Here is a 26575-nt window from a genome sequence, read left to right as displayed (position 1 = left end):
TCAGCAAAAGCGCTTTTTCAGCCCTTCCATCATGAGACCACGCCACAAACTTTAGCCCCGGTAAAGACACACAGAAGACATTGTTCAGGAGAGTGCAGCCGGGTCACACCCTCCTGAAGAAAGAGGTCAGGCCCCAGAGGCTGGGTCTGCCGCCGTTTTCCGTTTCTTCGTTGCAGAAGTGGTTGTTTTCGTGGCCTTGGAAGTTTTTGTCGTGGCGCGCTTTGTTGTCTTTTTAGGCGCCGCGTCCTCAGAAGTTGCATCTGTCGCAGCAGATTTTTTGCTTTTCGTCGTTTTGGCTGCGGTCTTCTTGGCCGGACTCTTTTTTGCTGCACCCTTCAGGGGCTTTCCCTTTTCGGCCAGCAACGCCACAGCCTCATCCAGAGTCACGTCATCCATACTCTGGTCCTTGGGCAGGTTGGCAATCAGTTGGCCATGCTGCGCATAAGGGCCAAAACGGCCCTTGCGGATCATGACCGGTTCGCCATCCTTCGGATGCGCGCCCAGATTGCGAATGGACGCCAGCTTCTTCGCCAGACTGTCCACAGCGCGGTTCAGGCCAACGGTCAGGACATCATCATCTTTGTCCAGCGTGCCGTAGATCGCACCCATCTTCACATAAGGCCCAAACCGGCCCAGACCCGCCTCAATCTTCTCGCCGGTCTCCGGATGAAGGCCAACAAATCGGGGAAGGGAAAGCAGTCCCAGAGCCTGTTCCAGCGTGATGGTGTTACCATCCAGCCCCTTGGGAATGGTCGTCCGCTTCGGTTTTGCTTTCTTGTCTTCCGGGTTGGGCTCACCCTTCTGGATATATAGTCCCCATGGCCCCCGACGAACAGTAATGTCTTCGCCGCTTTCCGGGTCCTGGCCCAGAATCTTCGGCCCATCGCTGAGACCTTCAGCATCTCCATCGTCCGCAATCAGACGGCGTGTGAATTGACAGGTCGGATAGTTGGAGCAGCCAATAAAGGCTCCAAACTTGCCAAGACGCAGTCCCAGACGCCCCGTTCCGCAGGACGTGCAGACGCGAGGATCGGACCCGTCTTCCTTGGGCGGGAAGAAATGTGCACCCAGATCTTCATCCAGAGCGTCAATGACGTCCGAGATCTTGAGATCCTTGGTCTGGGCAACAGCGGCAGAGAAATCCTGCCAGAACGCTGCCATGACATCGTGCCAGTCTGCCCGGCCGCCGGAAATGTCATCAAGCTGCTCTTCGAGAGAGGCCGTGAAGCCCGTATCGACGTACCGTTCAAAGAAGGACGTCAGGAACGCTGTTACCAGCCGCCCACGATCTTCCGGCATGAAACGCTTTGCATCCATGCGGACGTAATTGCGATCCCGCAGAACCCCTAGAACAGACGCATAGGTGGAGGGACGTCCGATCCCGATCTCTTCCATCTTCTTGACAAGAGATGCTTCAGAATATCGCGGCGGTGGCTGCGTGAAGTGCTGCTCGGCATCCACACCTGTGGTGGAGACGCGATCCCCTTCCTTCATCGGCGGAAGAAGTTTGCCATCCTCATCTTCGGACTTCGTATCGTCCCGGCCCTCGATGTAGAGCTTCAGGAAGCCATCAAACGCGATTGTCGACCCTGTAGCGCGCAGCAACGTCTGACCGCTTGCATCTGCCAGCGTCACTGCGACCTGATCCAGCTCCGCAGACTGCATCTGGGAGGCTACAGCGCGCTTCCAGACCAGTTCATAAAGCCGCTTCTGCTCAGGAGAGAGGGCATGAGCAACCTGGGCGGGCGTCCGGAAAACATCCGTCGGACGCACGGCTTCATGCGCTTCCTGAGCGTTCTTGGCCTTGGTGGAATAGGCCCGCGGATAGTCTGGAACGTACTCGTCCCCGAAAGCCTTGCCGATATGCCCACGGATTGCCCCGATGGCTTCCTTCGCCATCGTGACACCATCGGTTCGCATATAGGTGATGAGACCGATCGTCTCACCGCCCAGATCCACACCTTCATAGAGCTGCTGGGCCGTACGCATCGTTGTCTGGGCGCTCATGCCCAACTTGCGGGAGGCTTCCTGCTGCAACGTGGAGGTTGTGAATGGCGGGGGCGGGTTCCGCTTCGTCCGCTTGCGTTCAACGGACCGGACCGTGAACTGACCGGCCTGCACAATATCGCGGGCTTCAAACGCCAGTGTCTCATTATTGAGATCAAACTGGTCAAGTTTGTTACCCTTGAGATGCGTCAAACGTGCCTGAAAGGCCGCTTTGGCGGGCGTGTTGAAGCCGCCTGTAACGGTCCAGTATTCCTTGGGACGGAAGACCTCGATCTCCGCTTCACGCTCACAGATCAGGCGCAACGCCACGGACTGCACCCGACCAGCGCTCTTGCTGCCCGGCAGCTTGCGCCAAAGAACCGGCGACAGCGTGAAGCCCACCAGATAGTCCAGCGCACGACGAGCCAGATAGGCGTCAATCAGCGGCTGATCCAGCTCACGGGGACCAGCCATCGCGGCCGTAACGGCGGCTTTCGTAATTTCGTTGAAGGTGACGCGATGGACGTCGATTCCCTTCAGAAGCTTCTTTTCTTCCAGAACACTGCGGACATGCCAGGAAATGGCTTCACCTTCGCGATCCGGGTCAGTGGCCAGATAGAGGTTCTTGGCCCCTTTGAGCGCTTTGGCGATGGCCGCGATCTGCTTGGAGCCACGGTCGTCCGTCTGCCAGCTCATGGCAAAGTTCTCGTCCGGGCGGACGCTGCCATCCTTTGGCGGCAGATCCCGCACGTGACCGAAGGAAGCCAGAACGGTAAACCCGCTTCCCAGATACTTGTTGATCGTCTTGGCCTTTGCCGGGCTCTCGACTACCACAACGTCTGTCATTGCCACTCCGGTTTTCCGCGTCACTTCCTGTTCGGCTGTAACGCCACGCGCCCGCCGGGCACGAACTCAACGACACCTCCAAGCTCAAGCTCGGTAAGCACCGACAGTACTGCCGAAACGGAGAACTGGCAGCGGCGCACCACCTCGTCAACTGTTACCGGTATCACAGAAAGCAGCGGGAGCACTTTTTCAAGGACCAGATCAGGGTCTTCCCATGGCTCTGACACGTCCATGCCCCATGCTGTATAAGGTTCTGAAAAGCCTTGGAAAAGCGCAGTGCTCTGCCGAATTTTCATCCACGGTGGAAGGAGGGGTTCTGGAAGCTCCGAAGGCAGGCAGGAAAGAATATCCTGCACATTTTCCGTGAGCGTCGCTCCGTGTCGTAAAAGGTCATTTCCGCCACGAGACCGTGGATCCAGTGGTGAGCCGGGAACGGCGTACACTTCCCGATCATAGGAGAGAGCCAGACTGGCTGTAATCAGCGTGCCGGAGTGCAGCGCCGCTTCCACCACCACACACCCTAGCGAAATCCCAGCAATCAGCCGGTTCCGGCGAGGGAAATGTCTGGCTTGGGGGATCGTTCCCAGCGGTGCTTCCGTCACGACACATCCGCGTTCCGCAATGCTCGCCTGAAGTTTCGCATTTTCCGGGGGATAGACATGATCCAGCCCTCCGGCGGCGGCGGCCGTCGTCAGGCCCGGATAAAGCGCTGCCTCATGAGCAGCCGAATCGATGCCGCGTGCCAGACCAGACACAACACAGATGCCCGAATCCGCCAGTTCGGCAGCAAGGCTTTCCGCCATGCGAATCCCTGCTGCGGACGCATTTCTTGCGCCAACAATGCCAACTGAACGCAGCGATAGCTTGGCAGGATCACCCTGAACAAACAGGACAGGCGGCGCATCCTTGATAAAGGACAGCATCAAAGGGTAGTCCGCATCGCCTCGAATCAGAACGTCTCCGCCCATGCGATGCAGGGCTTCGACTTCAGAAGCCATCTGGGCAGCAGAAGGAATAACCGGAAGATCAAGCCGTCCAGCCTGACGCATCCGTTCTGGAAGCGCCTCGAGCGCTGCCGTCGGACTGCCATACTGGCAAAGCAGCCGGGAAAAATTGATCGGACCAACGCCGGGCGTCCGGGCAAGCCGCATCGCGTCGAGTCGGTCCTGATCAGACATTCGGAACGGAGGAGCGGAAAACGTCGTCATGTTTTCGCTCCTACCCAATAATCCTTAACGATCCCTTAAAGTCAGGAAGATTTCGTTTTTGCGTTTACGCGCGGTTCATTGCCCGTCAGCAGACGAACAATATTGCTGTAATGGCGAACCCAGATCAGCAGCGCGATGAGAGCTGTTGCAACCGGAATCGGGGCATTTACGCTCTGATTCTTCATCACCACCATCAGGATGGGAGCCACAAGAAAGGCGGACAACGCTCCGGCTGAGGAAATCCGGCTCAGACGCGCCACAACCAGCCAGACAACGCAGCAGGCCACACCGACAGGCCAGCTCAGAACCCAGATCGCTCCAAGGCCAGTCGCCACACCTTTACCCCCCCGGAACCCAAGCCAGACCGGGAAGCAGTGTCCGACCACGACAGCGACAGCCGCCACGGCCATTGCCAGTGAAGGCTGATCGCCACCGAGTCGCAGAGCCAGAAACACGGCCAGTGCGCCTTTGAGTGCATCCAGCAGTAGCGTTGCAGCCGCCAGACCCTTGCGGCCAGTCCGCAAAACATTCGTGGCGCCGATATTGCCAGACCCGATCTGGCGAATGTCTCCGCCGCCTGTCGCTGCCGTGAGGATCAGTCCGAAAGGGATACTACCAAGGCCATAGGCAATCGCAGCGATCAGGAGCAGGCTTGGATGAGACAGAGTCATGCCAGCCCCTCAGCCGTGAAAACCTCAACACCACGACGGAAGGTCCGCAGCACGCGGCCCTTTAACTTCTGGCCATCAAAAGGCGTATTCTGAGCACGTCCTGGCAGTTCGCCTGCGCGTACTTCCCAAATTGCTTCCGGGTCGAACAGGCAGAGATCCGCATCCTGACCAACGGCCAGCGTGCCGGCTGAAATCCGCAGCAGGGAGGCCGGAGCACAGGTCACAAGGCGCAGAGCCTCGATCAAAGGCAGGCCAGCGCCGAGAGTAACGCCAAGAAGCGTAACCAGGCCTGTTCCGCCTGCGCGAGCCTGCGCAAAGGGGAGGCGTTTGTCATCCGCATCAGCAGGGGCGTGATCAGAAGCCACCGCATCAATCGTTCCATCAGCCAGCGCTGCACAGACGGCAGCCCGATCCGATTCGGAACGGAGAGGCGGAGAGAACTTCGCATATGTACGGAAATCCCCGATGTCCTCTTCCGTCATGGCGAAATAAGGAGGCGCCGTGTCGCACGTCACCTTGATGCCTCGCGCTTTGGCCGACCGGATCAGATCCAGCCCTTCAGCGGTGGAAACATGGGCGAAATGCAGACGGGCACCCGTCATGTCCGCCAGACGCAGATCACGGGCAATCATGATCGCCTCAGCGGCGGCCGGAACCTGCGGCAGGCCCAGACGCACAGCTAACGCACTTGCGGTCGCACAGGCGCCTTTTGCAAGAGAAGGCTCTTCCGGATGCTGCACAACAAGCGCATCGAGAAAGCGGGAATAAGATAGCAGATTGCGCATCTGCTTGGCGTCCGCGATAGCGCGCGTGCCGTCCGTGAAGGCTACGGCACCGGCGTCCTGCAACAGACCCAGCTCTGCCATGTCTCCGCCCTCGCAGCCACGCGTCAGCGCGCCGTAAGGATGGATGGAGACCATGCCCGTCTCTTCACCGCGTACCTTCAGAAGATGCACTAGAGCCGGATTGTCGATTGCCGGAGAGGTGTTGGGTAAAACGGCCATGGTGGTGATTCCGCCGGCCACGGCAGCCCGTGCGCCTGACTTGACGCTCTCACGGTATTCAAAGCCCGGCTCGCCCAGAGCCACACGCATGTCCACAAGTCCAGGGCATAGAACCGCTCCCTGACCATCAATCACGCATGCCCCTTCGGGCGTCTCCGGGCTGTCGATAGCGGCAATACGGCCATCTTCAACCGTCAGGCGTCCTACGCCATCCCGACCGGAGGCAGGGTCAATCAGGCGGACATTCTCAAAAACAGTTATCGTCATAGTGGCATCCGTGCCCGGGACAGGCGATCCAGAACGGCCATACGCACGGCCACACCCATTTCCACCTGCTCGGCAATCACGCTCTGGTCCGAATCGGCAACATCAGACGCAATCTCGACACCCCGGTTCATGGGGCCGGGATGCATGACCAGCGCACCGGGGTTCGCCAGTGCCAGACGACGCCGATCCAGCCCGAAGAACCGGAAATACTCGCGGGAACTGGGGACAAGGCCCGCGCCCATGCGCTCCTTCTGAAGGCGAAGGGACATCACAACATCCGCGCCCCTCAGGGCCTCATCCATGTCTGAATAGAGCGTGACATTCCCAAGCTCTGCCATGGCGGCCGGGAGCAGAGTCGGCGGTCCAACCAGACGCACCGAGTTGCCCAACGCCGTCAGGAGATGGATGTTGGAGCGGGCCACGCGGCTATGGCCAACATCGCCACAGATCGCGATTGTCAGACCTTCCAGACGCCCGAAGTGACGGCGAATGGTCAGGGCATCCAGCAACGCCTGCGTAGGATGCTCGTGTGTGCCATCGCCAGCATTCACAACGCTGGCTTCGACTTTCTGGGACAGCAGGGCCGGCGCACCTGACTGGCCATGACGCACAACCAGCAGATCGCAGCGCATGGCATTCAGCGTGGAGGCCGTATCCAGCAGCGTCTCGCCCTTGTTCACCGAACTGGTGGCGACCGTCATGTTGATGACGTCCGCCCCAAGGCGTTTGCCTGCCAGTTCGAAACTGGTGCGGGTTCGGGTGCTGTCTTCGAAAAACAGATTGATGACCGTCCGGCCCCGCAGAGCTTCACGCGGTGCGGACCGGGAACGGCTCAGGAGCGCATAGCTCTCCGCCAGATCGAGGAACGGGGTGATCTGCCCCGCTGTCAGCCCCTCGATTCCCAGCAGATGCCGGGGGACGGATGGCCGCTCAGGCACTGAGCACACTCGCAATACGGGCCAAAACCTCGTCACGGCCAAGAGCGGCCAGCGTCAGGTCAATGCCTGGAGACGTGGTGGACCCTGTCATGGCCGCGCGCAGTGGCTGCGCCACGGAACCAAGCTTCAGTTCGTTCTTCTCGGCATAGGCGCGAAGAACACCATCAATGGCTTCTGCCGTGAAGTCTGGCAGCGCGGCCAAGTCATGCCCAACACCTTCAAGAACCTTGCGGCCGTTCTCGTCCAGAAGCTTCTCGGCTTTGGGCGTGAAGGTCAGGGGCAGGGTGAAGCCTGCGAAGGCTGCGTTATCCGTCAGTTCGACCAGCGTCTTCGCACGTTCCTTGAGGCCGGACATCATGGCCAGAACCCGAGCCCGCGTGCGGTCATCCGCGACAACGCCTTCACGGCCCTGCAGACGCTCCATGACGTCATTGGTCAGACGCTCATCATCCGCCTGACGCATCCAGACGCCATTGAGATGCGCCAGCTTCACATAGTCCATACGGGACGGGGAACGACCAACGCCATCCAGATCGAACAGCTTGATCTGCTCTTCGCGGGACAGGATTTCCGCGTCCCCATGACCCCAGCCCAGACGCAGCAGGTAGTTGCACAGGGCTTCCGGCAGATACCCTTCCTCGCGGAAATCCACGACGGACTGTGCGCCGTGACGCTTGGACAGTTTGGCGCCATCTGGACCGTGAATGAGCGGTAGATGAGCGAACTGCGGGAGATCCCAGCCCATGGCGCGATAGATCATGGCCTGACGGAACGTATTCGTCAGATGGTCGTCACCGCGCATGACGTGGGTGATGTTCATGTCATGGTCGTCACAGACCACGGCGTGGAGATAGGTTGGCGTACCATCGGAACGCAGGATGATCAGATCATCCATTTCCACATTGGCGACACGAACTTCGCCCTGCACCAGATCCTTGATGACCGTCTCGCCCTCACGCGGCGCCTTCAGGCGCACAACGTAAGGCGCACCTTCCGGCGCTTCGGACGGATCACGGTCACGCCATGTGCCGTCGTAACGGGGCGGACGCTTCTCAGCCATGGCCTTCTCGCGCATGGCGGTCAGTTCTTCGGGCGTGCAGTAGCACTTGTACGCCTGACCTTTGGCCAGCAGTTCCAATGCCACTTCCGTATGACGGTCCTGTCGGGCGGACTGGAAGACGGGTTCCTCATCCGCCGTGATCCCCATCCAGGCGAGACCATCAAAGATCACGTCCACCGCGCGTTGCGTGGAGCGTTCCTTGTCGGTGTCCTCGATCCGCAGGAGGAACTCACCGCCATGGTGGCGGGCGAAGAGGAAATTGAACAGGGCAGCGCGGGCGTTGCCGACATGCAGCAGGCCCGTGGGCGAGGGTGCAAAGCGCGTACGGATCGTCATGCGGCTCTCATATCATGCTCGCGCGGGAGGGGCTATCCGCATCATTCTGGGATGATTTGTGTCGTTGTTTTTCTGGGGCGTGCAGTCAGGTGTCACAAGGCTGTTACATGCAGGGCATCCCTGCTTTTCAAGCGGGTGTGATTTCTTGCACCACTCGTCGGGTCCCTATCCTGAGGACAGGATTTTCAACAGTGGCCGAGCTGGAGGCGAGCATGGACAGGCGTGATTTCAATGTGATGCTGGCCGGCATGGGCCTGACGATGGGACATGGCCGCATCCGCAAGGCCTCCGCCAGCACAGCGCGTGTTGAAGCTTTCACACTTCACAGCAACGACTGGGTGCCTAACAACTCCCGTCTGCCTGTCATCGTGTATCGCAACGCCCTGGAGGCCGGATCGGGGCGTGAAAGCGTGTACGAGGATCTGTTCAACCGGAATGGCTGGCCATCCCGGTGGCGGAACGGCGTTTATAGCTTCCATCACTATCATAGCCTTGGCCACGAAGTTCTCGGCTTTTCCAATGGGTCAGCCCGACTCATGCTGGGCGGCCCATCGGGCAGAGCCGTGGACGTGCGAGGAGGAGACATCGCACTTCTTCCGGCCGGGACAGGTCATTGCAATCTGGGCTCCGATGCCGATTTCACCGTGATCGGTGCGTACCCCCCCGAGCAGGACTTTGACATCCTGCGCGCTGCGCCTACACCCGAACAACTTGCACGGATCCAGTCCCTGCCATTCCCGATGACAGACCCCGTACAAGGTAAAGGCGGCGCACTCTCACGCGAGTGGCACCCTTCATGAGAAGTTTCCCGCTCCGAAGACGCCCCTTCCTCGCCGCTGTTGCAGGGCTGGCTGCCGTCAGTGGAACGGCAATGGCCGATTCGCCTCGGCCGTTACCGAAAATCGGTATTATTGGCGCCGGTCAGGTCGGGCGGACTCTGGCGACGCTCTGGGTGCAGGCTGGCTATCAGGTCATGGTCTCGGCCCGAACATTGGCAGATGCAACGACACTGGCTGCGTCGCTGGGGTCATTGGCCTCCGCAGGGACGCCCGCGCAGGCGGCAGCTTTCGGATCAATCGTTGTTCTGGCTGTTCCCTATGGAGCCATTCCCGCTCTGGGGCGTGATCTGAACAGAACACTGACCGACAAGGTCGTGATTGACGTCGCCAACCCTTACATCGGGCGTGATGGATGGATCGCAGATGTGGCATTGCGGGATGGGGCAGGCGTTACGACCCAGCGATACTTCCCGTCCGCGCATATTGTGCGGGCCTTTAACTCTATCGACATGGTCTCCCTGCGTGCCGAAGCGCACCGGCCAGACCCGAAACTGGCCGTTCCCATCGCAGGGGACGACACAGCGGCAGTCTTGCAGGTGAAAGACCTTGTTTATGCCGCTGGACTTGATCCAGTTGTGACAGGTGGTCTGGCCACAGCAAAACTGTTCCAGCCGGGCAGCACGGGCTTCGAACTGGAACGTGATGCTGCTGGTCTTCGAAGTGCACTGCACCTTCATCATTAAGAGACGCTGAAAACACGCGCGCCTGACGAACGAAAATCCGTTACGGTCGCGCCGTGCCCAGTCCTATTCACCCTGACGATCCTTTTCTGCCTGAGGAAAACACGTTCTTTCCTGCGCCAGAGGGCAGCTATCTGCCTGTTTCTGGGCTGGAGCGGATCATGGCAGAGCAGGGACGACGCCTGTTCGGGTGGCTTCCGGTCGTAATGGCCCTGGGCGCTCTTGCTTTTCTCATGCCCCGTTTCACACCGCCAGCCTGGCCTGCTTTGATCGGCTTCATGATGGCGGGAGCAGGAGGGTGGTTTTTCCGGACCCAGCCTCTTTTCCGCTTTGGGTCGTTTCTGCTTCTCGCGCTCACAGGTGGGTATCTCGATGCCGCATGGCAGACGAAACGCCAGTCACCAATGCCTGCCCTTCCCACACGCGCTACAATTCTCACGGGGCGCGTTCTTGCTCTGGACAGTCTCCCTCCCCATTCCGATGACGACGAAGGAGGGCGGCGGATCATTCTGGCTCACGCCACATTCGATACGCCCTTAGATGCCGGAATGGCACCGCTCAAACGAACGCTCAGGCTGAAACTCCGGGACGATGATCCTGCCTCTCCCCAACCCGGAAGCCTTATCCAGATCCGGGCCATGCTCCGGCCTCCAACCCCACCCTCTTTCCCCGGAGGACGCGACCTTCAGCGGGAAGCATGGTTTTCCGGGGCCGCAGGAAGCGGATATGCGCTCGGGCAACTGAGTATTCTGGATAGTCAGTCTTCATCCCGTCTGGAAACACTCCGGGAAAAGACCGCAGCCCGAATTGAAGCGATACTTCCCGGTCAGACGGGCGCCATCGCTGCCACTCTGCTTGTCGGCGAAACCGGGCGCATCAATGCCACAACCCGGCAGGAATTTTCCGCTTCAGGTCTGGCCCATCTTCTTGCCGTTGCAGGTCTACATCTGGGGCTGGTCATGGCGGTCGTTGCAGTGTCTGTCCGCGCCCTTTTGACGGCATCCGAACGCCTTGCCCTCTACTGGCCCTGCCGTGAAATCGCGGCTTTGGCGGGGCTGACCGTGGGCGTTGGGTATGTCCTGCTGACTGGCGCGCACCTTCCAAGCGTCCGGGCGCTAGGCATGGCGGTTCTGGTCACGCTGGCTCTGCTGACGGGGCGGCGCGTTCTGTCCATGCGGTCTCTGGCCATTATCGCGCTCGCCATTCTGCTGGTCTCGCCGGTATCGGTGCTGGATGTGTCCTTCCAGATGTCCTTCGCTGCCGTGATGGGTCTGATTGCGGGGTACGAAGCTCTTCGCGAACCCCTCACGAGGCTAAGAGGCGAGGGAGGAGCGGGGCGTGTCATCCTGTCACACCTGACGGCTCTGTCCCTGACAAGTCTGCTCGCAGGGTTGGCAACGCTCCCTGTCAGCATGGCGCATTTCGGGGCCTTCCAGCCGTGGTTCGTTCTGGCAAATCTTCTTGCGGTCCCGTTGGCAGCCGTTTGGATCATGCCTGCCGGACTGATCTCCCTGCTGCTCATGCCGATCCATGCCTCCGCGCTCCCATTGACCATCATGGGATGGGGCATCCAAATCGTTCAAACCATCGCTAGAACTGTCGCTGCGTTTCCGCTGGCTCATGAGCCCGTGCCTCACATGCCGGGCTGGGGACTCCTCATCGTTCTTCTAGGTCTGTGCTCGCTCTGCCTGTGGAAAGGACGCGCGCGCCTCGCTGGATTTGCGCCCATCACAATAGGATTGCTCTCAATCTGGCTGGTGCCTCGACCGGATCTTCTGGTCTCGTCTGATGCTGGCCTGATCGCTGTTCGCGCAGACGGCGTCCTGCAAGCTGGCCCTCATAGCAGTCTGGAACGCCTGACCCTTCAGGATTGGCAGCAGGCTTTGGCGCTTCCAGCGGGAAGCTTGCCGCCAGACTGTCTGAAGGGCCTTTGCCGCATGACTGTCAAAGGACAGACAGTTCTTCTGCGGACCAAAGATACGTCAGACGGAGCAATTCCGCCCTCTGCGCAGGATTGTCAGGGCGTGAGGCTGTTCATCAGTGCATCGCCCGCCCGGACCGCCTGCCCCGGCGTCCCGTTCATTGACCGTTTCTCGGTCTGGAAGAATGGCGCCTATGCCGTGTCTCTCCGTCACGGCGCGCTTGTCCTGATCTCAGATCGAAGCTGGCGGGGAGACCGGCCATGGGTGCCAGCCATCGGCTCGCATGGAATGCCCAACCTGCCGCTGGCTCAGGCAGAATAAAGACAGATCAGGCAGCTTCTTTGGTCCGTGGTGGTGTCAGGCGTTTGTCCGGATACAGACACCATTGCGTTGCCGGGCAGCGCCAGCATTCAGGTGCGCGGGCTTTGCAGACATAACGCCCATGCAGGATCAGCCAGTGATGGGCTGGCCGCAGCATATCCTTGGGAATACGCGCGACCAGACCGTCCTCCACCTGCCGGGTCGTTTTCCCCGGAGCCAGGCCAGTTCGGTTTCCAATCCGGAAGATATGCGTATCGACCGCCATGGTATCGGCCCCGAACGCAACATTCATCACCACATTGGCCGTCTTCCGCCCCACACCGGCCAGCGCCTCAAGAGACTTGCGATCTTCTGGAACGTCTCCGCCATGTCGTTCCAGAAGCTGCTCACACAGCAGAGCCACGTTATGAGCCTTGGCGCGCCATAAGCCGATCGTCTTGATGTATTGCGCGATCCCGGCTTCCCCGAGCTCCGCCATGCTTTTCGGATCGGGCGCGTGTTCAAACAGCCCCTTGGTCGCCTTGTTGACGGACTTGTCCGTCGCCTGAGCCGAGAGAACCACACTCACCAGAAGCTCGAACGTATTGCGGAAGATCAGCTCACTTTCCGCATCTGGGTTGGCTTCGGCCAGAGCAGTAATAAAAGCCTTGGCCGCGGCCTTGCTCATGGGTCTGGGGGCGTCTGTCATGGCTGAAACTCCGCGCGGGCTGTTGCGTCTGATCCGGACTGTCCGGCAAGATACGCCAAACATCTGAAAATTTCATGCCATCAGGCCGTCACCCTTGAGGGACAAGACGGCGGAGCTCTTCGTGTCCGATACTTCTACGCATCTTACCGGCCAGAAACAGGAAGGCCGGAAAATTGACGTTTCCTTTACAGAAGTCCTGTCCTTTGTCTGCCGCCGTTGGCTGGCACATCCGGTCCTGCTTGCCTGGACACTGGCCGGTGTGGCCCTCGCCACACTGGCAGATGTCGTCACACCGATTCTGGCGGGCCGCCTCGTCTCGGATATTTCCAAACATGCCGCCGGGCCGACGATTCCAAAAACCGATGAGCTTCTGAGCCTGCGCAACGATGCGTTCCTGATGGTTGGTGGGCTGATCGCGCTGGGCCTGATCGGCCTGTACGGGCGTCGCTCATCTTTCGTTGGTATTTCCCATCTCACGCTTGCGATCATGCACAAGGTCCTCAATCAGGCCTTCGAGCGTGTGCAACGATTCTCGACGGACTGGCACGCCAACACCTTTGCTGGCTCAACCGTTCGTCGGCTGACCCGTGGTATGTGGGCGATTGATACGCTGGACGACACACTTCTGCTGATGATCGGCCCGGAAGTCATGGTTCTCGGCGGCACAACGGCCGTTCTCATGTTCCGCTCACCGCTCATGGGCTCCGTTCTGGCGGTGTCCGTCGTTCTGTTCGCATGGCTCTCGATTACCCTCACGCTCCGCTACGTTGCACCCAGTGCCCGTGCCTCGAATGAATGGGACACCAAGATGGGTGCCGCCATCGCAGATTCCGTGACCTGTAATCCGGTCGTCAAAGCGTTCGGGGCGGAACTGCGCGAAGAGAAACGGCTGGATACGATTGTGCAGGGCTGGCGGGAGCGCACGCTCCGCACATGGCTACGGGGAACCAACAGTGCCAACATTCAGGCGCTGGCCTCTCTCGTGATGCGGATGCTCATGATTGGTCTGGCCGTCATGCTCTGGTGGCAGGGCAAGGCTGGCCCGGGGGATGTAGCCTATGTGCTGACCATGATGTTCCTCGTGCAGGGCTATCTGCGCGATCTGGGACAGCAGGTCAGTCAGGTGCAGCGTTCCGTCAACGAGATGGAAGAACTCATCGCTATTTTCCGCCGTGATTCTGCCATTCAGGACGCGCCCAATGCGGAAGAGGTCCGCTTCACGCAGGGCGAAATCCACTTTGAGCACGTCATGTTCCAGTATCCGGGACAGGATAAACCGCTCTATCAGGATCTCAACATTGATATTGCACCCGGCTCACGGGTGGCTCTCGTTGGACCCAGCGGATCAGGCAAAACCACTCTGACCAAACTCCTTCAGCGCCTGTACGACGTGAACAGCGGACGCATCACGGTGGATGGTCAGGATATTGCGCAGGTCACGCAGTCTTCCCTGCGGTCTCACATCGCCATCGTGCCGCAGGAGCCGGTCCTGTTTCACCGGACACTCGCGGAAAACATTGCCTATGCCCGGCCCGGCGCCTCTCTGGAGGAGATCAAGGAAGCAGCCCGTCAGGCCAATGCGGCGGCTTTCATTGAGCGTCTGCCGGAAGGCTACAACACGATGGTCGGTGAGCGCGGTGTGAAGCTGTCTGGCGGCGAGCGTCAGCGCGTCGCTATCGCCCGTGCGTTCCTTGCGGATGCGCCAATCCTGATCTTCGATGAAGCGACCTCCAGTCTTGATTCGGAATCGGAATCTCTTGTGCAGGAGGCCATGCGTCGCCTCATGAAGAACCGCACCGTCATCGTCGTGGCACATCGTCTTTCAACCGTCATGGAACTGGACCGGATCCTGGTGTTCAGCCGTGGCGAACTGAAAGAAGACGGCACCCACGCCGAACTCGTGGCAAAAGACGGGGGCATTTATCGCCGCCTGTTCGAGCTTCAGTCTCTCGAAGGTTGAAGTTCCGCTCCCGTCTACGCCCTCACATCTGCGAGAGTGTGAGCGTCTTTCTTGCATGACAGAACGTTTCCCCTCAGCCTGACTGCTGCTGAGGGAAACACATCATGACACTTCGTTCCGCCTTTGCTGGACTGCTTCTCGCCACGCCCGCCACATTTCTGGCACTCCCCGCACAGGCCGAACCCGTGGCGTTCGATCATGCCCGCCTTATTGACGGAACGGGCGACCCGGTTCGCGAGAACGTCACGGTTGTCATTAACGACGGGCGCATCGTGTCCGTTGGAAGCCCTGCTCCGGCGGAAGCACAGCATGTCGATCTGAGTGGCAAAACGCTTTTGCCCGCCCTCATCAGCGATCACAGTCATGTCGGCATCATCAAGGGAACATCCGGCGGGAGCGACAACTATACCCGTGAGAATATTCTCGCAGCCCTGAAAAAATACAGCGACTACGGTGTTCTGACCGTGACGTCCCTCGGTCTGAACCGCTCTCCGCTTTTCGACGATCTGCGCAAAGAGCAGCATGCGGGTAAAAATCCGGGAGCCGATCTGTTCGGCGTGGATCAGGGAATTGGCGTGCCAAATGGCGCACCTCCGGCGGCGATGGTGAAAGGTCTTGGTCCTGATCAGGTTTACCGTCCTTCAACCCCGCAGGAGGCTCGTCAGGACGTGGACCGCATGGTTGCGGAACATACGGATCTGGTGAAGCTGTGGGTGGATGATTTCCGGAATGGCGTCCCGAACGGCAAGACGCTTCCCAAAATGTCGCCAGAGATCTATCGCGCCGTCATTGACGAGGCCCATGAACACAACACCCGGGTGGCCGTGCATATCCACGATCTCGATATTGCCAAGGCAGTGGTTGATGCCGGGGCCAATATCCTAGCCCATGGCGTCCGGGACCAACCAGTCGATCAGGCGCTCATCAGTGCCATGAAGGCAAAAGGTGTCTGGTACATCGCGACGCTGGATCTGGATGAAGCGAACTATCTTTTCGCTGAGCATCCGGACCTGCTTAATATTCCCTTCGTCGCCGCCGCGATTGACCCGGTTCTCATGGCTCAGCTCTCTAATGCCGAATGGCGTCAGAAAACACTGGCCAATCCCCTGACGGCAGCCTCCCATCAGGCTGTTGCCATAAACCAGAAGAACCTGCTCACCCTTTATCGTGCCGGAGTGAAAATCGGTTTCGGCACGGATTCAGGCGCTGCTCCCACGCGGCTGCCGGGCTTTGCCGAACATCGTGAACTGGCTCTGACCGTCGAAGCGGGTCTGACCCCGCTGGAAGCCATTCATCTGGCAACTGGAAATGCCGCAGAACTTCTGGAACTGGACGACCGTGGCGTGATCCAACCAGGGCGTCGGGCCGATCTGCTCATCGTGAGAGGCACACCAGACAAAACCATTGCCGATATCGATCAGGTGGATCAGGTCTGGCAGCGCGGCGTTCTGGTCAGTCATGGTCCTGTGCATTGAGGGTGCATTCTGCCCAAGCCTGAATGCACCAGAAGCCATTTGCATACGGGCTATTAGGAATAACGATTGCGTAGAAACGGCATTAATATTCAGTAAGAATCGTTACAGGGGCATCTTTTACGACAGCATTGTTCTGTTTTATATTCCTCGTTGCCGCTTCCACTCCGGAAGCGGCCTCGTTTCTGCGGAGGGAGTAAGACCCGGATGCTGGCTGAGAATGACAGCCTTCCACCGGACGACCTTACCCATGATCTGCAACAGAACTGTCACCGGTCTGAGATTTGCGCACTCGACCGCAAGAAAAAGCCATGTCTCATATGGCTTGGAAAGAGCGCATGCCTGCTATCGAGCACTTAACGCCTGACCCTGACCTCCATCTTCTTCTGGAGGATGGAGCCCTTATTCGTCCTGCCCGCTGGCAGGGACATCATGCTCTGTTCATGCTTCCCAAAGTTCCACCGCGTCTCTGGATCCTTTCCCGATTAAAAAGTGGTTTCAGCCGGTTTGAAGACCGTGGGGTGTTGATAGGGGATCTTACTTTTTATGATGAATTCGGTGCTCATCGTCTCACCACGCACCTGACCTCCTGCCCCGCAGAGGGGTGGGGCCCGCAACACAGCCCTCTGACACGCTGGACCAATGGCAAAGCCCTGCTGGAGTTCGACTGTCCCCCCAGCAGCACAGCCGTCATGATGTCCATGGAGATCTGTTCGGAAGGCCCCTATCGTCTGTGGCCTCACGAAGAACCCCAGTCTCCTCTTACATAGGAGGCGGTTCAGCCTTCTACGCACTTTTTCAGAAACAACTCAAAAGCACGGCCACGATGGCTGAGGGCGTTCTTTTCGTTCTCAGCCATCTCGGCAAAAGTCCGCGTTTCGCCTTCTGGTACGAACATGGGATCGTAGCCATGCCCCTGTTCCCCGCGCGGAGGCCAAACCGTCTGGCCATGACACTCACCGACAACCGACTGCGTTTCTCCATCCGGCCATGCAAGACAGAGGGCCGCGACGAAAGACGCATCATGATCGGTCGTATCGCCCATTTCCCGATGCACCCGTTCCATGGCGATGCTCATATCCTTGGTCGGTCCACCCCAGCGCGCTGAATAGACCCCAGGCTGGCCACCCAATGCGGAAACACAGAAACCGGAATCATCAGCCAATGCGGGCATGCCAGAAGCTCGCGCCGCAGCAAGAGCCTTGATCTCGGAGTTGCCGACGAACGTATCCGCTGTTTCTTCCGGTTCCGGCAGGTTCAGTTCCCCAGCAGACACGACCGTAATGCCGCTTTCTGCCAGAAGAGTAGAAAATTCACGCAGCTTCCCGGCATTGTGGCTGGCAAGAACGATTTTTGATCCACGGGACAGACGACGCATCACAGGGTCTCCAGTGCAGCATTCTGGGCTTCGAACAGTTTGGCTGTGCCAAGACGTGCGAGGCGTAGCAGTTCAAAAAAATCATGGTCCTGAAAGGGAGACGTTTCCGCCGTACCCTGAATTTCCACGATGCCCCCCTCGGCCGTCAGAACAAAATTCGTATCGGCCTGTGCTGCGCTGTCTTCAATGTAATCCAGATCCAGCACGGCTCCTGCCTCTGTTAGCCCGCAGGAAACAGCGGCGACCTGTGATGTGATAACGGAAGTGAGCTTAGCTTTTCGCAACGCCAGGGAAAGCGCTACCCACGCGCCGGTAATGGACGCACAGCGTGTGCCGCCATCCGCATTCAGGACGTCGCAATCCAGAGTAATCGTTCGTTCGCCCAGCTTCTTGAGATTGACGCACGGGCGCAGGGAACGGGCGATCAGCCGCTGGATTTCCTGTGTGCGGCCTGACTGCTTGCCCTTGGAGGCCTCTCGATGCCCACGTTGATGCGTGGCGCGGGGCAGCATGCCATACTCGGCATTGATCCAGCCCTGTCCCTTGTTGCGCAGGAAGGGGGGCACCTTGTTCTCAATTGACGCCGTGCAAAGCACTTCCGTTCCACCAACCCGGATCAGCGCAGACCCTTCCGCATGGCGGGCGAAGCCTGGCTCAATGGATACGGGGCGACCTTCGTCGCTGGCGCGGCCGGACGGGCGCTTTGTCATGCGAAAAAATCCTCTCTCAGAAGCGAGCCCTGCCTCTAGCGCGTTTGACGAGAACGCTTCCAGCCCCGACATACAGTTTTACCATGATCAGACCTGACCCCTCCTTCTTCCGCATGTCGAACTCCTTTCCGTCCGGGCTTGGGGACAGGGAAGCTGCGATCCTGCGGGAAATCGTCGAGGAATATGTCGAAACAGGTGCGCCGATCGGCAGCCGAACGCTGGCACAGCGCCTCAATCCAGCCTTGTCCCCTGCGACGATCCGCAACGTCATGGCTGATCTCGCACGGGCTGGCCTGCTGTTCAGCCCTCACGTTTCCGCAGGGCGTCTACCAACGGAAAAGGGCGTCAAACTCTTCGTGGAGGGACTGCTCCAGTTTGGTGCTCTGACAGAAGAAGACCGCGCCAGTATCGACAGCCGTCTGGAAATTCACGGGCGTTCTTATCAGGACACACTGGCGGAAGCATCTTCCATGCTGTCCGGGCTGTCATCTGCCGCAGGGCTGGTATTGGCCCCAAAATCGGATGCCACCCTCAAGCATATTGAGTTCGTTGCCCTCGGTCCGGGCCGTGTTCTGGTTGTGCTCGTGAGTTCTGACGGGCAGGTGGAAAACCGGATTATCGAAACACCGCCCGGCCTTCCACATTCCGCCTTGGTTGAAGCGGGAAACTACCTGAACGCCCATCTCGGAGATCTGACGCTCGGCACGCTCAGGGAGCGGGTCAGCAAGGAAATGGATGCCAACCGTCATGAACTTGATGCTCTGACGGCCAGCGTGATCGAGAGTGGCCTCGCCACATGGGACGCGGATGGCGGCACCCTGTTCGTGCGTGGTCAGGGCAAGTTGCTGGCAGACATCACCGAAATCGAGCGTCTGACAACCATCCGGATGTTGTTCGATCATCTGGAAACACAGGAAACCATGCTCCAGCTTCTGCAACTCGCAGACGCGTCGGAAGGGGTGCGGATCTATATCGGTAGCGAAAGCGGCATGTTCGGCATGTCCGGCGTCTCCATGATTGTGGCCCCCGCGCGGAACGAAGCCCAGAAAATCGTGGGTGCCATCGGGGTCATCGGGCCGACACGTCTGAATTACGGACGGATTGTTCCAGTCGTGGATTACACGGCCCGGATGGTCGGGCGCCTGCTGGGATAGTTGACTGCAACCCTTCCGCCTTTGCGTTGTTGAATCCCGCGTCCATCGGAAAGGAAAGAGTCCATGGCTACGATTGACGCAAAGAAGTCCGGTACGTTCCTCATTGGTGGTGACCTTAAGGTCCATCGCCTCGGATTTGGTGCCATGCGCATCACCGGCAAGGGTATCTGGGATGAACCGCCAGACCACGAGGAAGTGGTTCAGACCCTCGAAAGTCTTCCAAAATTCGGCGTGGATTTCATCGATACGGCGGATTCATACGGTCCATTCGTTTCGGAAAACCTGATCCGCGAAGTGCTGTATCCCTATAAAAAGATGGTTGTCGCCACGAAAGGCGGCCTGACCCGGCACGGCCCGGACATCTGGAAGCCGGTCGGAAATCCCGACTATCTGAGACAGTGTGTCCTCATGTCCATGCGACGACTGGGCGTGGAGCGCATAGATCTCTGGCAGCTTCATCGCATTGGGCCGGATTGTCCGGCTGAAAAGCAGTTCGAGGCGATCGCCAAGTTCCGCGAAGAAGGCCTGATCCGGCACGTTGGCTTGTCTGAAGTGAGCGTGAAGGACATCAAGCTCGCGCAAAAATACTTCCCGGTCTCCACCGTGCAGAACCGCTTCAACCTTGTGGACCGCAAGTCTGAAGACGTGCTGGATTTCTGCGCCAAGGAAAACATAGGGTTCATCCCATGGGCACCTCTGGCTGCCGGAGAACTCGCCAAACCGGGCACCGACATGGACAAGATCGCCCATCGGCATCGTGCGGATGCGGGCCAGATTGCCCTTGCCTGGCTGCTCAAACGCTCACCGGTCATTCTGCCTATTCCGGGGACAGGCAGCAGAGCACATCTGGAATCCAATGTCCGGGCAGCGTCCCTGAAACTTAATGATGAAGAGTTCGCTACGCTGGATCGGCAAGGTCAGGACGTCTGGCAGAAAACCGCCGCGTGACCATAATGATCACGAGCCGCTGAAAACCGTCACAAAATGACCCTTTTCAGCGGGGGCGACGAACGGCTCGTTTCAGTGCTATGCAGATTTCATGACGCGCCGTTCCATTCGCTCCCGTAATCCGCAGGACCCCAGGGCCAGTATGCCCCGTGGGCCACGTTTCCGTCGTTTCCGCCAGTCTCTTGCGATTGTTGCCGGCGTTGGGCTGGTTGGCATTGCGGGCGTGGGTGTGCTCGGCTGGACCACATACGCCAAACTTGTGGCTGATCTGCCAAGCGTGGATAGCCTGCGGGCTTACCAACCGCCAACAGTCAGCCGGATCTACGCGTCTGACGAACGGCTGATGGCCCAGCTTGCCAATGAGCGGCGGATTTTCGTCCCAATTGACGCTATTCCGGACAAAGTCAAGCGCGCCTTCTTGTCCACGGAAGACCATAACTTCTACACCCATGGCGGTGTGGACGTGATGGCGATTGCCCGTGCCGGCATGACGGACGTGTTCGCCCGTCACGGACGTCGCCCGCTTGGTGCGTCCACCATTACGCAGCAGGTCGCCAAGGTCATGCTGCTTAACAGCAACGTCCTGACCATTGATCGCAAGATCAAGGAAGCCCTGCTGGCGATGAAGATGGAGCAGGTCCTGTCCAAGGACAAGATTCTCGAAATCTATCTGAACGGCATTTATCTGGGGAACGGTGCCTTCGGTGTCGCCGCCGCCGCCCAGACCTATTTCAATAAGCCGCTCGATCAGCTGGATGATGCGGAAGCTGCCTCTCTGGCTGCTCTTCCCAAATCCCCGACGAATTACAACCCGTTCCTGCACCCGCAAACGGCTCTGATGCGGCGGAACATCGTGCTGGATCTGATGGCCGATAACGGCGTCATCAGCCGCGAGCAGGCAGAGCAGGACAAGAAAGAGCCTCTGGTTCCGCAGCAGAAGCAGCGGTTCGGGCCTCTTCCGGATTCCGAATGGTTCGGCGCGGAAGTTCGTCGTCAGTTGATTAGCCGGTATGGCGAAGACAAGGCCCTTCAGGGTGGCCTTGAGGTCCATACAAGTCTGGATCAGCCCCTTCAGGCTTCAGCCACGAAGCTGCTACATGAAGGGCTGATGAACTATGACCGCAGCCGTAGCGGCTGGCGCGGCCCTGTTCGTCATCTGGACGGAATTGACGCGGAAGGGTGGGAAGACAGCCTGAACAGGGTTTCGCCCCCAGCCGGAATGCTGCGTGAGTGGCGTCTGGGCATTGTTTTGCCAGGCGGCTCCAAAGTCGGCTGGATCGAAGAGGGCGTCTCAAAGACCGGTCCACTTTTGGGCACGGATCTCTCCTGGGCCAGACGGATACACCCGCTGCGCGCTGGCGATGTCATCATGATCGAACCGCAGGAAAGCGGTTCCGCTGCCCTGCGTCAGATTCCGCAGGTTGAAGGCGCTGTCGTGACGATGGACGTCCGCACCGGGCGCGTGCTGGCCCTTGTCGGTGGCTGGTCCTTCCACGAAAGCCAGTTCAACCGTGCCACACAGGCGCTGCGTCAGCCGGGTTCGTCTTTCAAGCCCTTCGTCTATCTGACGGCCATGGAGCAGGGGATTTCCCCTTCCGAGAAGTTCGATGATTCGCCGGTGTCTTATGGAGACTGGCACCCAAAGAACTACGAACACGACAACTGGGGTCCAACAACCCTTCATGACGCGCTACGTGAGAGCCGGAATCTCGTGACCATCCGTGTCGCTGCCCATCTGGGTATGAAGGCTGTGGCGGATACGGCCATCAAGGCGGGTCTCGTGGATCAGATGCCGCATGTGCTCCCCGCTGCTCTGGGCGCGGTCGAAACGACGGTGCTCAAGGAAGCGGCAGCCTATGCCAGCATTGCCAATGGCGGCCATGTCGTTACCCCTACGCTGGTGGACGATATTCAGGACCGTCTCGGCAATATCGTCTGGCGCGCACCCGGTCTGACACTGGGCACAACATTGCAGGCCCCGCCTGCGCCGCCGGTGGATCCTGCATCTCCCACGATCACGCCAACAGCGCCGGATGGCCAGCCTGCGACAGTCCCGCCAACCCCGGTCCAGCCTGCGCAGCCTGTTCCCGGTAGCGTGTCCGTACCGTCGCTCACCGATACGCGCCCTGTTCTCGCAAGCGAAGCCAGCACCTATCAGATCACGGCCATGCTCCAGGACGTGATTGCCCGTGGTACGGGCCGCATGGCGGGCGTCGGGATTGATCGACCCATCGCAGGCAAGACGGGCACCAGCCAGGACTTCCATGATGCATGGTTCGCAGGCTTCTCGCCGGATATCGTGACAGTCGTCTGGGTTGGGTTCGATACGCCGCAGACGCTTGGCAAAAATGCAGATGGCGGCCGTATCGCAGGCCCGATCTGGAACAAGATCATGAAGGTCGCGCTGGCTAATCGTCCAAGGCTCGATTTCCGGGTCCCGGCAGATATTACGCTGGCGTCCTATAATACGGGCCGCATCACGGCAACGGACGGATTCAAGGCGGATCAGGTTCCGGGTGCCTCTGTGGCTCTGCATGGCTTCGGCGCCGGTACGGAAGCGCTGACAGCAGCGGATACGGGAGCCGATACCGTTATTTCCGATTCCGAGAGCGATATGGGGGATGCTGGTCCGCAGAGTGCCGGTCCGACGTCCAATCCCAAGGCGCAGGCTCAGAAACCTGCTCCCTCTGATGGTGACATTGGTGTAGGTGGTCTGTACTGAGTGCAGCCACATCACCTCGATGGAATGGAGGAATTATTATGTCGGCCGAGACCGAAGCGCTCTCCGAACAGATCAAGCAGTCGGTGGCACTGCTGAGGAGGCATCTTTAACTGGGATGTCGCTACAACACGCCTCGCGGAACTCAACCACCGCGCGGAAGACCCAGACCTTTGGAATGATGCGGATGCTGCCCAGAAGCTGATGCGCGAGCGGACAACGCTTGCCAATCAGATCGAGGGTGTCCAGCAAATCGAACAGGATGTCGAAGGCACTCTGGAACTTGTCGAACTCGCTGAAATGGAGAACGACACGGATCTGGTGCAGGAAGCCATCACAACCCTGCGCGGACTGGCCGCAGAGGTTCAGAAGCGCGAAATCGAAAGCCTTCTCTCTGGCGAGGCAGATTCCAACGACTGCTACGTTGAAGTGAACGCCGGCGCAGGTGGAACGGAAGCCCAGGACTGGGCGGAAATGATCCTGCGCATGTACACGCGCTGGGCGGAACAGCACGGCTACAAGGTCACCTTCATTGAAAGCAGTGAAGGCGAACAGGCAGGAATCAAGTCTGCGACCATCCAGATCAGTGGCCACAACGCCTATGGTTGGATGAAGACGGAAGCTGGTGTGCATCGCCTCGTGCGGATCTCACCGTTTGATGCTGCTGCCCGTCGTCAGACGTCCTTCGCCTCTGTCTGGGTCTATCCGGTGGTCGATGATTCCATTGAAGTGGAGATCAACGATTCGGACCTTCGTGTCGATACCTTCCGTGCCTCTGGCGCGGGCGGTCAGCACGTGAACAAGACCGACTCGGCTATCCGTATTACCCATATTCCCACCGGGATTGTGGTGGCCTGTCAGACGGACCGCTCCCAGCATCGTAACCGTGCCAAGGCAATGGAAATGCTGAGAGCCCGGATGTACGAGGCCGAACTGCAAAAGCGTGAAGCCGCGGCTGCCCAGACAGAAGCGGCCAAGACGGATATCGGCTGGGGCCACCAGATCCGCTCCTATGTCCTGGCGCCGTATCAGTTGGTCAAGGATCTGCGTACGAACGTGGAGAAGGGTAACCCGGACGCTGTGCTGGATGGCGCGCTGGATGACTTCATGTCTGCTTCTCTGGCCCAGAGAGTGGGTGCAACACGATCGGAAGCAAGCGCATCAGCCCAGTAACGGTCCGTCGCGCATTAAAATGAAACCAAAAGGCTGGTGTGGCGTAACGAATACGCTGCTCCAGCCTTTTTGTTATAATTCTGTTACATGCATTGAGGATTTTGATTTTTTCAGGGCAGAAAAGAAGCGGAAAAGTGTACTTTTTCGCACCTTCACGCGCATTTATTAGTGCCAAACGATCGAAAGATGAGAGTTTTTCGTTTCGGGAAAGGCAATAATCAGCTTGACACCATGGCCCTAAGGCTGCCCAATCAGCATATCGGGTATGTTCTCACGACATGCGACGAATCACACGTCCGTGAGGTGAGGGAACTCGATGCAAACACAAGATCGAGATTCCACACTCTCAAGGTGTGGATCGATTGTCGGTGTCAGTGAGGGGTAAGAAGGTTACGACATGAAGAGCTACGCCGCACAGCAGCGCAAGCCGACGGACTACATTGTCGCGATCGTCGTGGCCGTGCTGGCTATGGGCGCGGTAATCTATGCGCTCATGAGCGGTGCTGTGGGCAAACTCGTCCACGAAAAGCCGCCCATCAAGACGGAAGTGATCAAGGAGCAGCCCAAGCCGCCTCCGCCACCTCCGCCGCCGCCACCGCCGCAGATGGAGCAGCCACCGCCGCCGTATATTCCGCCGCCGAAGATCAGTGTTCCGCCGCCGCCGAAGGCGATCCAGCGGGTCACGCATGCCAAGCCGCCGCATCCGGTTCCGCCGAGCCCGACTCCTGCACCTGAGCCCGTTCCGGCTCCTCCGCAGGGTCCGCCAGCTCCGGCAGTTCCAGATCACACGGCTGGTGCGTCGCCGATCAACGGTGCAAAGCCGGAATATCCGGAAGAAGCACAGGAAGAGAACCGCGAAGGTAAAGTCACGGCTTCCTGCGATATTCTTCCGAACGGTCACACGGCGAACTGCTCGATCGTCAGCTCAACGGGTGGTCACGAGTTTGTGGAAAGTGCGCTCGACTTCCTTCGTCGGGCCCGGTACCAGCCTGCCGTCGTCAACGGCGCTCCGGTCACCGAGCATCACCACATTCTGCACGTCGACTTTACGATGGGCGACGACTGATCCGTCAGCCAGTAGTCTAAAATAAGATTGTCCTTCCGGTTTCCCAGGATCCGGAGGGGCTCAGGAAAGGGCCGGTCCCCATATGGCCGGCACCCCAGACAGCTCCGAAAACGGGCATCTCTAACGAGGATATGGAGTTCATGACCAGACTGTTCCGCCTTCCTGCTCTTGCCGTTCCGACGAAGGCGCGCGCCGTCCGGGCCAGCGCCATGGCCCTGACGCTGGCCCTGGCCTCGGGTGCGATCGCTCCGGCTATTGCTTACGCCCAGCCAGCTCCTGCTGATCAGAGCGCACCGGCTGACCCGTCCGCCACGCCGCCGGCTGCTCCTTCAGACCCGTCTGCTGCTCCGGCTGCTTCCGCACCGACCGATGCTGGCGCCCCTGCTGCAACGCCAGGCGACGCTCCGGCTGCTGATTCGTCGGCTCCGGCAACGGCTCCTGCTGACCAGACGCCTGCTGCTGCTGCGACCCCGGGTGAAAGCGCCTCCGCTGCTCCGGAAGCTCCGGCTCCTCAGGGCAACCCTTATGGCCTCGGCGCCCTGTGGGCCAATGGTGACGTGATCGCTCGTGGCGTTCTGATCATCATGGTGATCATGTCCGCTGGTACCTGGATCATCATGGTCATGAAGTTCCTGGAACAGGGCCGTCTGTTTGCGGCTTCCAAGGAAGCATCCCGTGAATTCTGGACCAAGCCTTCCGTCCAGCAGGGTGCAGCTTCCTTGAAGGCGTCTTCTCCGTTCCGCTACATTGCCGAGACCGGCATTGTTGCTGCTGAACATCACGAAGGCTCCATGCGTGATGCCATCGACCTGCATTCCTGGACCGAAATGTCCATCGGTCGTGCGGTTGATACGATCAACACCCGTCTGCAGGGCGGCCTCGCCTTCCTCGGTACGGTTGGTTCCACGTCTCCGTTCGTTGGTCTGTTCGGTACGGTTTGGGGTATTTACCACGCTCTGACAGCTATCGGCATTGCCGGTCAGGCTTCCATCGACAAGGTTGCTGGCCCGGTTGGTGAGTCCCTCATCATGACGGCTATCGGTCTTGCAACGGCTGTTCCTGCTGTTCTCGGCTACAACCTTCTGGTTCGCCGCAACAAGGGCGCCATGGACCGCGTTCGCAACTTCGCTGCTGACGTCCAGTCCGTTCTGATCGGTGGCTTCCGTCACGGTGTTGCTCCGGAAGATCACACGCCGACCACCATCACCACCAGCCAGCGGGTCTGATAC

At 59.3% G+C, this 26575-nt stretch carries 21 protein-coding genes; 12 read left to right on the top strand and 9 right to left on the bottom strand.

The window, feature by feature from the left end:
* Positions 1 to 126: 126 nt before the first annotated feature.
* The 6 genes from topA to gltX are packed head-to-tail and all read right to left on the bottom strand — an operon-like array spanning position 127 to position 8316.
* Positions 127 to 2832 (bottom strand): type I DNA topoisomerase, encoded by a 2706-nt coding sequence (gene topA / locus GJA01_RS07355; RefSeq protein WP_062504079.1) that lies wholly within the window; start codon positions 2830 to 2832, stop codon positions 127 to 129.
* A 20-nt stretch (positions 2833 to 2852) separates the two neighbouring features.
* Positions 2853 to 4040, bottom strand: a complete 1188-nt coding sequence (gene dprA / locus GJA01_RS07350; RefSeq protein WP_082785270.1) for a DNA-processing protein DprA — start codon at positions 4038 to 4040, stop codon at positions 2853 to 2855.
* Between the two features lie 41 nt (positions 4041 to 4081).
* Positions 4082 to 4711: a glycerol-3-phosphate 1-O-acyltransferase PlsY gene (gene plsY / locus GJA01_RS07345; protein ID WP_062504081.1), complete on the bottom strand. Its 630-nt coding sequence runs from the start codon at positions 4709 to 4711 to the stop codon at positions 4082 to 4084.
* The gene (locus tag GJA01_RS07340; RefSeq protein ID WP_062504082.1) at positions 4708 to 5982 is read right to left on the bottom strand and encodes a dihydroorotase; all 1275 of its coding nucleotides are present in this window, start codon (positions 5980 to 5982) and stop codon (positions 4708 to 4710) included. Before GJA01_RS07340 ends, plsY begins: the two co-directional genes overlap by 4 nt.
* Positions 5979 to 6920, bottom strand: coding sequence for an aspartate carbamoyltransferase catalytic subunit (locus tag GJA01_RS07335; RefSeq protein WP_062504084.1), 942 nt, complete (start codon positions 6918 to 6920; stop codon positions 5979 to 5981). Before GJA01_RS07335 ends, GJA01_RS07340 begins: the two co-directional genes overlap by 4 nt.
* Complete coding sequence (gltX, locus tag GJA01_RS07330) at positions 6913 to 8316, bottom strand: glutamate--tRNA ligase (RefSeq protein ID WP_062504086.1); 1404 nt, start codon at positions 8314 to 8316, stop codon at positions 6913 to 6915. The genes GJA01_RS07335 and gltX overlap by 8 nt, the downstream gene beginning before the upstream one ends.
* 212 nt (positions 8317 to 8528) lie before the next feature.
* Here gltX and GJA01_RS07320 point away from each other — a divergent pair, with 212 nt between their 5' ends.
* The 3 genes from GJA01_RS07320 (at position 8529) to GJA01_RS07310 (ending at position 12078) form a co-directional block, all read left to right on the top strand.
* Complete coding sequence (locus GJA01_RS07320; RefSeq protein ID WP_062504139.1) at positions 8529 to 9116, top strand: hypothetical protein; 588 nt, start codon at positions 8529 to 8531, stop codon at positions 9114 to 9116.
* Complete coding sequence (locus tag GJA01_RS07315; RefSeq protein WP_010503641.1) at positions 9113 to 9838, top strand: NADPH-dependent F420 reductase; 726 nt, start codon at positions 9113 to 9115, stop codon at positions 9836 to 9838. Before GJA01_RS07320 ends, GJA01_RS07315 begins: the two co-directional genes overlap by 4 nt.
* A gap of 158 nt (positions 9839 to 9996) precedes the next feature.
* The gene (locus tag GJA01_RS07310) at positions 9997 to 12078 is read left to right on the top strand and encodes a ComEC/Rec2 family competence protein (protein ID WP_062504141.1); all 2082 of its coding nucleotides are present in this window, start codon (positions 9997 to 9999) and stop codon (positions 12076 to 12078) included.
* A gap of 7 nt (positions 12079 to 12085) precedes the next feature.
* On the opposite strand, the gene nth is transcribed toward GJA01_RS07310, so the two are convergent.
* Positions 12086 to 12766 (bottom strand): endonuclease III, encoded by a 681-nt coding sequence (gene nth, locus GJA01_RS07305; protein WP_172794475.1) that lies wholly within the window; start codon positions 12764 to 12766, stop codon positions 12086 to 12088.
* A gap of 121 nt (positions 12767 to 12887) precedes the next feature.
* On the opposite strand from nth, the gene GJA01_RS07300 reads away from it, so the two are divergent.
* The 3 genes from GJA01_RS07300 to GJA01_RS07290 all read left to right on the top strand — a co-directional run bounded on the left by GJA01_RS07300 (position 12888) and on the right by GJA01_RS07290 (position 16968).
* A complete protein-coding gene (locus GJA01_RS07300) occupies positions 12888 to 14726 on the top strand; it encodes an ABC transporter ATP-binding protein (protein WP_062504145.1) in 1839 nt (612 codons plus the stop codon).
* A 104-nt stretch (positions 14727 to 14830) separates the two neighbouring features.
* Positions 14831 to 16201 carry an amidohydrolase family protein gene (locus tag GJA01_RS07295; RefSeq protein WP_062504088.1) on the top strand — a complete coding sequence of 457 codons (1371 nt, stop codon included), beginning with the start codon at positions 14831 to 14833 and terminating at the stop codon, positions 16199 to 16201.
* Positions 16202 to 16509: 308 nt separating this feature from the next.
* A complete protein-coding gene (locus GJA01_RS07290) occupies positions 16510 to 16968 on the top strand; it encodes a hypothetical protein (RefSeq protein WP_253783302.1) in 459 nt (152 codons plus the stop codon).
* Between the two features lie 8 nt (positions 16969 to 16976).
* Here GJA01_RS07290 and rdgB read toward each other — a convergent pair whose 3' ends face one another.
* The gene (gene rdgB / locus GJA01_RS07285; protein ID WP_062504090.1) at positions 16977 to 17576 is read right to left on the bottom strand and encodes an RdgB/HAM1 family non-canonical purine NTP pyrophosphatase; all 600 of its coding nucleotides are present in this window, start codon (positions 17574 to 17576) and stop codon (positions 16977 to 16979) included.
* A complete protein-coding gene (gene rph, locus GJA01_RS07280; RefSeq protein ID WP_010503633.1) occupies positions 17576 to 18286 on the bottom strand; it encodes a ribonuclease PH in 711 nt (236 codons plus the stop codon). The genes rdgB and rph overlap by 1 nt, the downstream gene beginning before the upstream one ends.
* Positions 18287 to 18369: 83 nt before the next feature.
* On the opposite strand from rph, the gene hrcA reads away from it, so the two are divergent.
* The 6 genes from hrcA to GJA01_RS07250 all read left to right on the top strand — a co-directional run bounded on the left by hrcA (position 18370) and on the right by GJA01_RS07250 (position 26572).
* Positions 18370 to 19440, top strand: a complete 1071-nt coding sequence (hrcA, locus tag GJA01_RS07275) for a heat-inducible transcriptional repressor HrcA (RefSeq protein ID WP_059431473.1) — start codon at positions 18370 to 18372, stop codon at positions 19438 to 19440.
* 63 nt (positions 19441 to 19503) lie between these two features.
* A complete protein-coding gene (locus tag GJA01_RS07270; RefSeq protein ID WP_062504092.1) occupies positions 19504 to 20388 on the top strand; it encodes an aldo/keto reductase in 885 nt (294 codons plus the stop codon).
* 91 nt (positions 20389 to 20479) lie between these two features.
* On the top strand, positions 20480 to 23110 hold the full coding sequence (locus tag GJA01_RS07265; RefSeq protein ID WP_062504094.1) for a penicillin-binding protein 1A: 2631 nt from the start codon (positions 20480 to 20482) through the stop codon (positions 23108 to 23110).
* A gap of 38 nt (positions 23111 to 23148) precedes the next feature.
* Positions 23149 to 24280, top strand: a protein-coding gene (gene prfB / locus GJA01_RS07260) for a peptide chain release factor 2 (protein WP_099282324.1) whose coding sequence is annotated in 2 segments (ribosomal slippage) — positions 23149 to 23217 and positions 23219 to 24280 — 1131 coding nt in all. Because the reading frame shifts where the segments join, the coding sequence is not laid out codon by codon here.
* 397 nt (positions 24281 to 24677) lie between these two features.
* Positions 24678 to 25346, top strand: a complete 669-nt coding sequence (locus GJA01_RS07255; protein ID WP_023944560.1) for an energy transducer TonB — start codon at positions 24678 to 24680, stop codon at positions 25344 to 25346.
* A 140-nt stretch (positions 25347 to 25486) separates the two neighbouring features.
* Complete coding sequence (locus GJA01_RS07250) at positions 25487 to 26572, top strand: MotA/TolQ/ExbB proton channel family protein (RefSeq protein WP_010503622.1); 1086 nt, start codon at positions 25487 to 25489, stop codon at positions 26570 to 26572.
* The last annotated feature ends 3 nt before the right edge of the window (positions 26573 to 26575 follow it).

The sequence above is a fragment of the Gluconobacter japonicus genome (assembly GCF_002723975.1).
Taxonomy (GTDB): domain Bacteria; phylum Pseudomonadota; class Alphaproteobacteria; order Acetobacterales; family Acetobacteraceae; genus Gluconobacter; species Gluconobacter japonicus.
The sequence above is the reverse complement of the archived record's forward strand: the minus strand, read 5'-3'. Positions and strand labels throughout refer to the sequence as shown.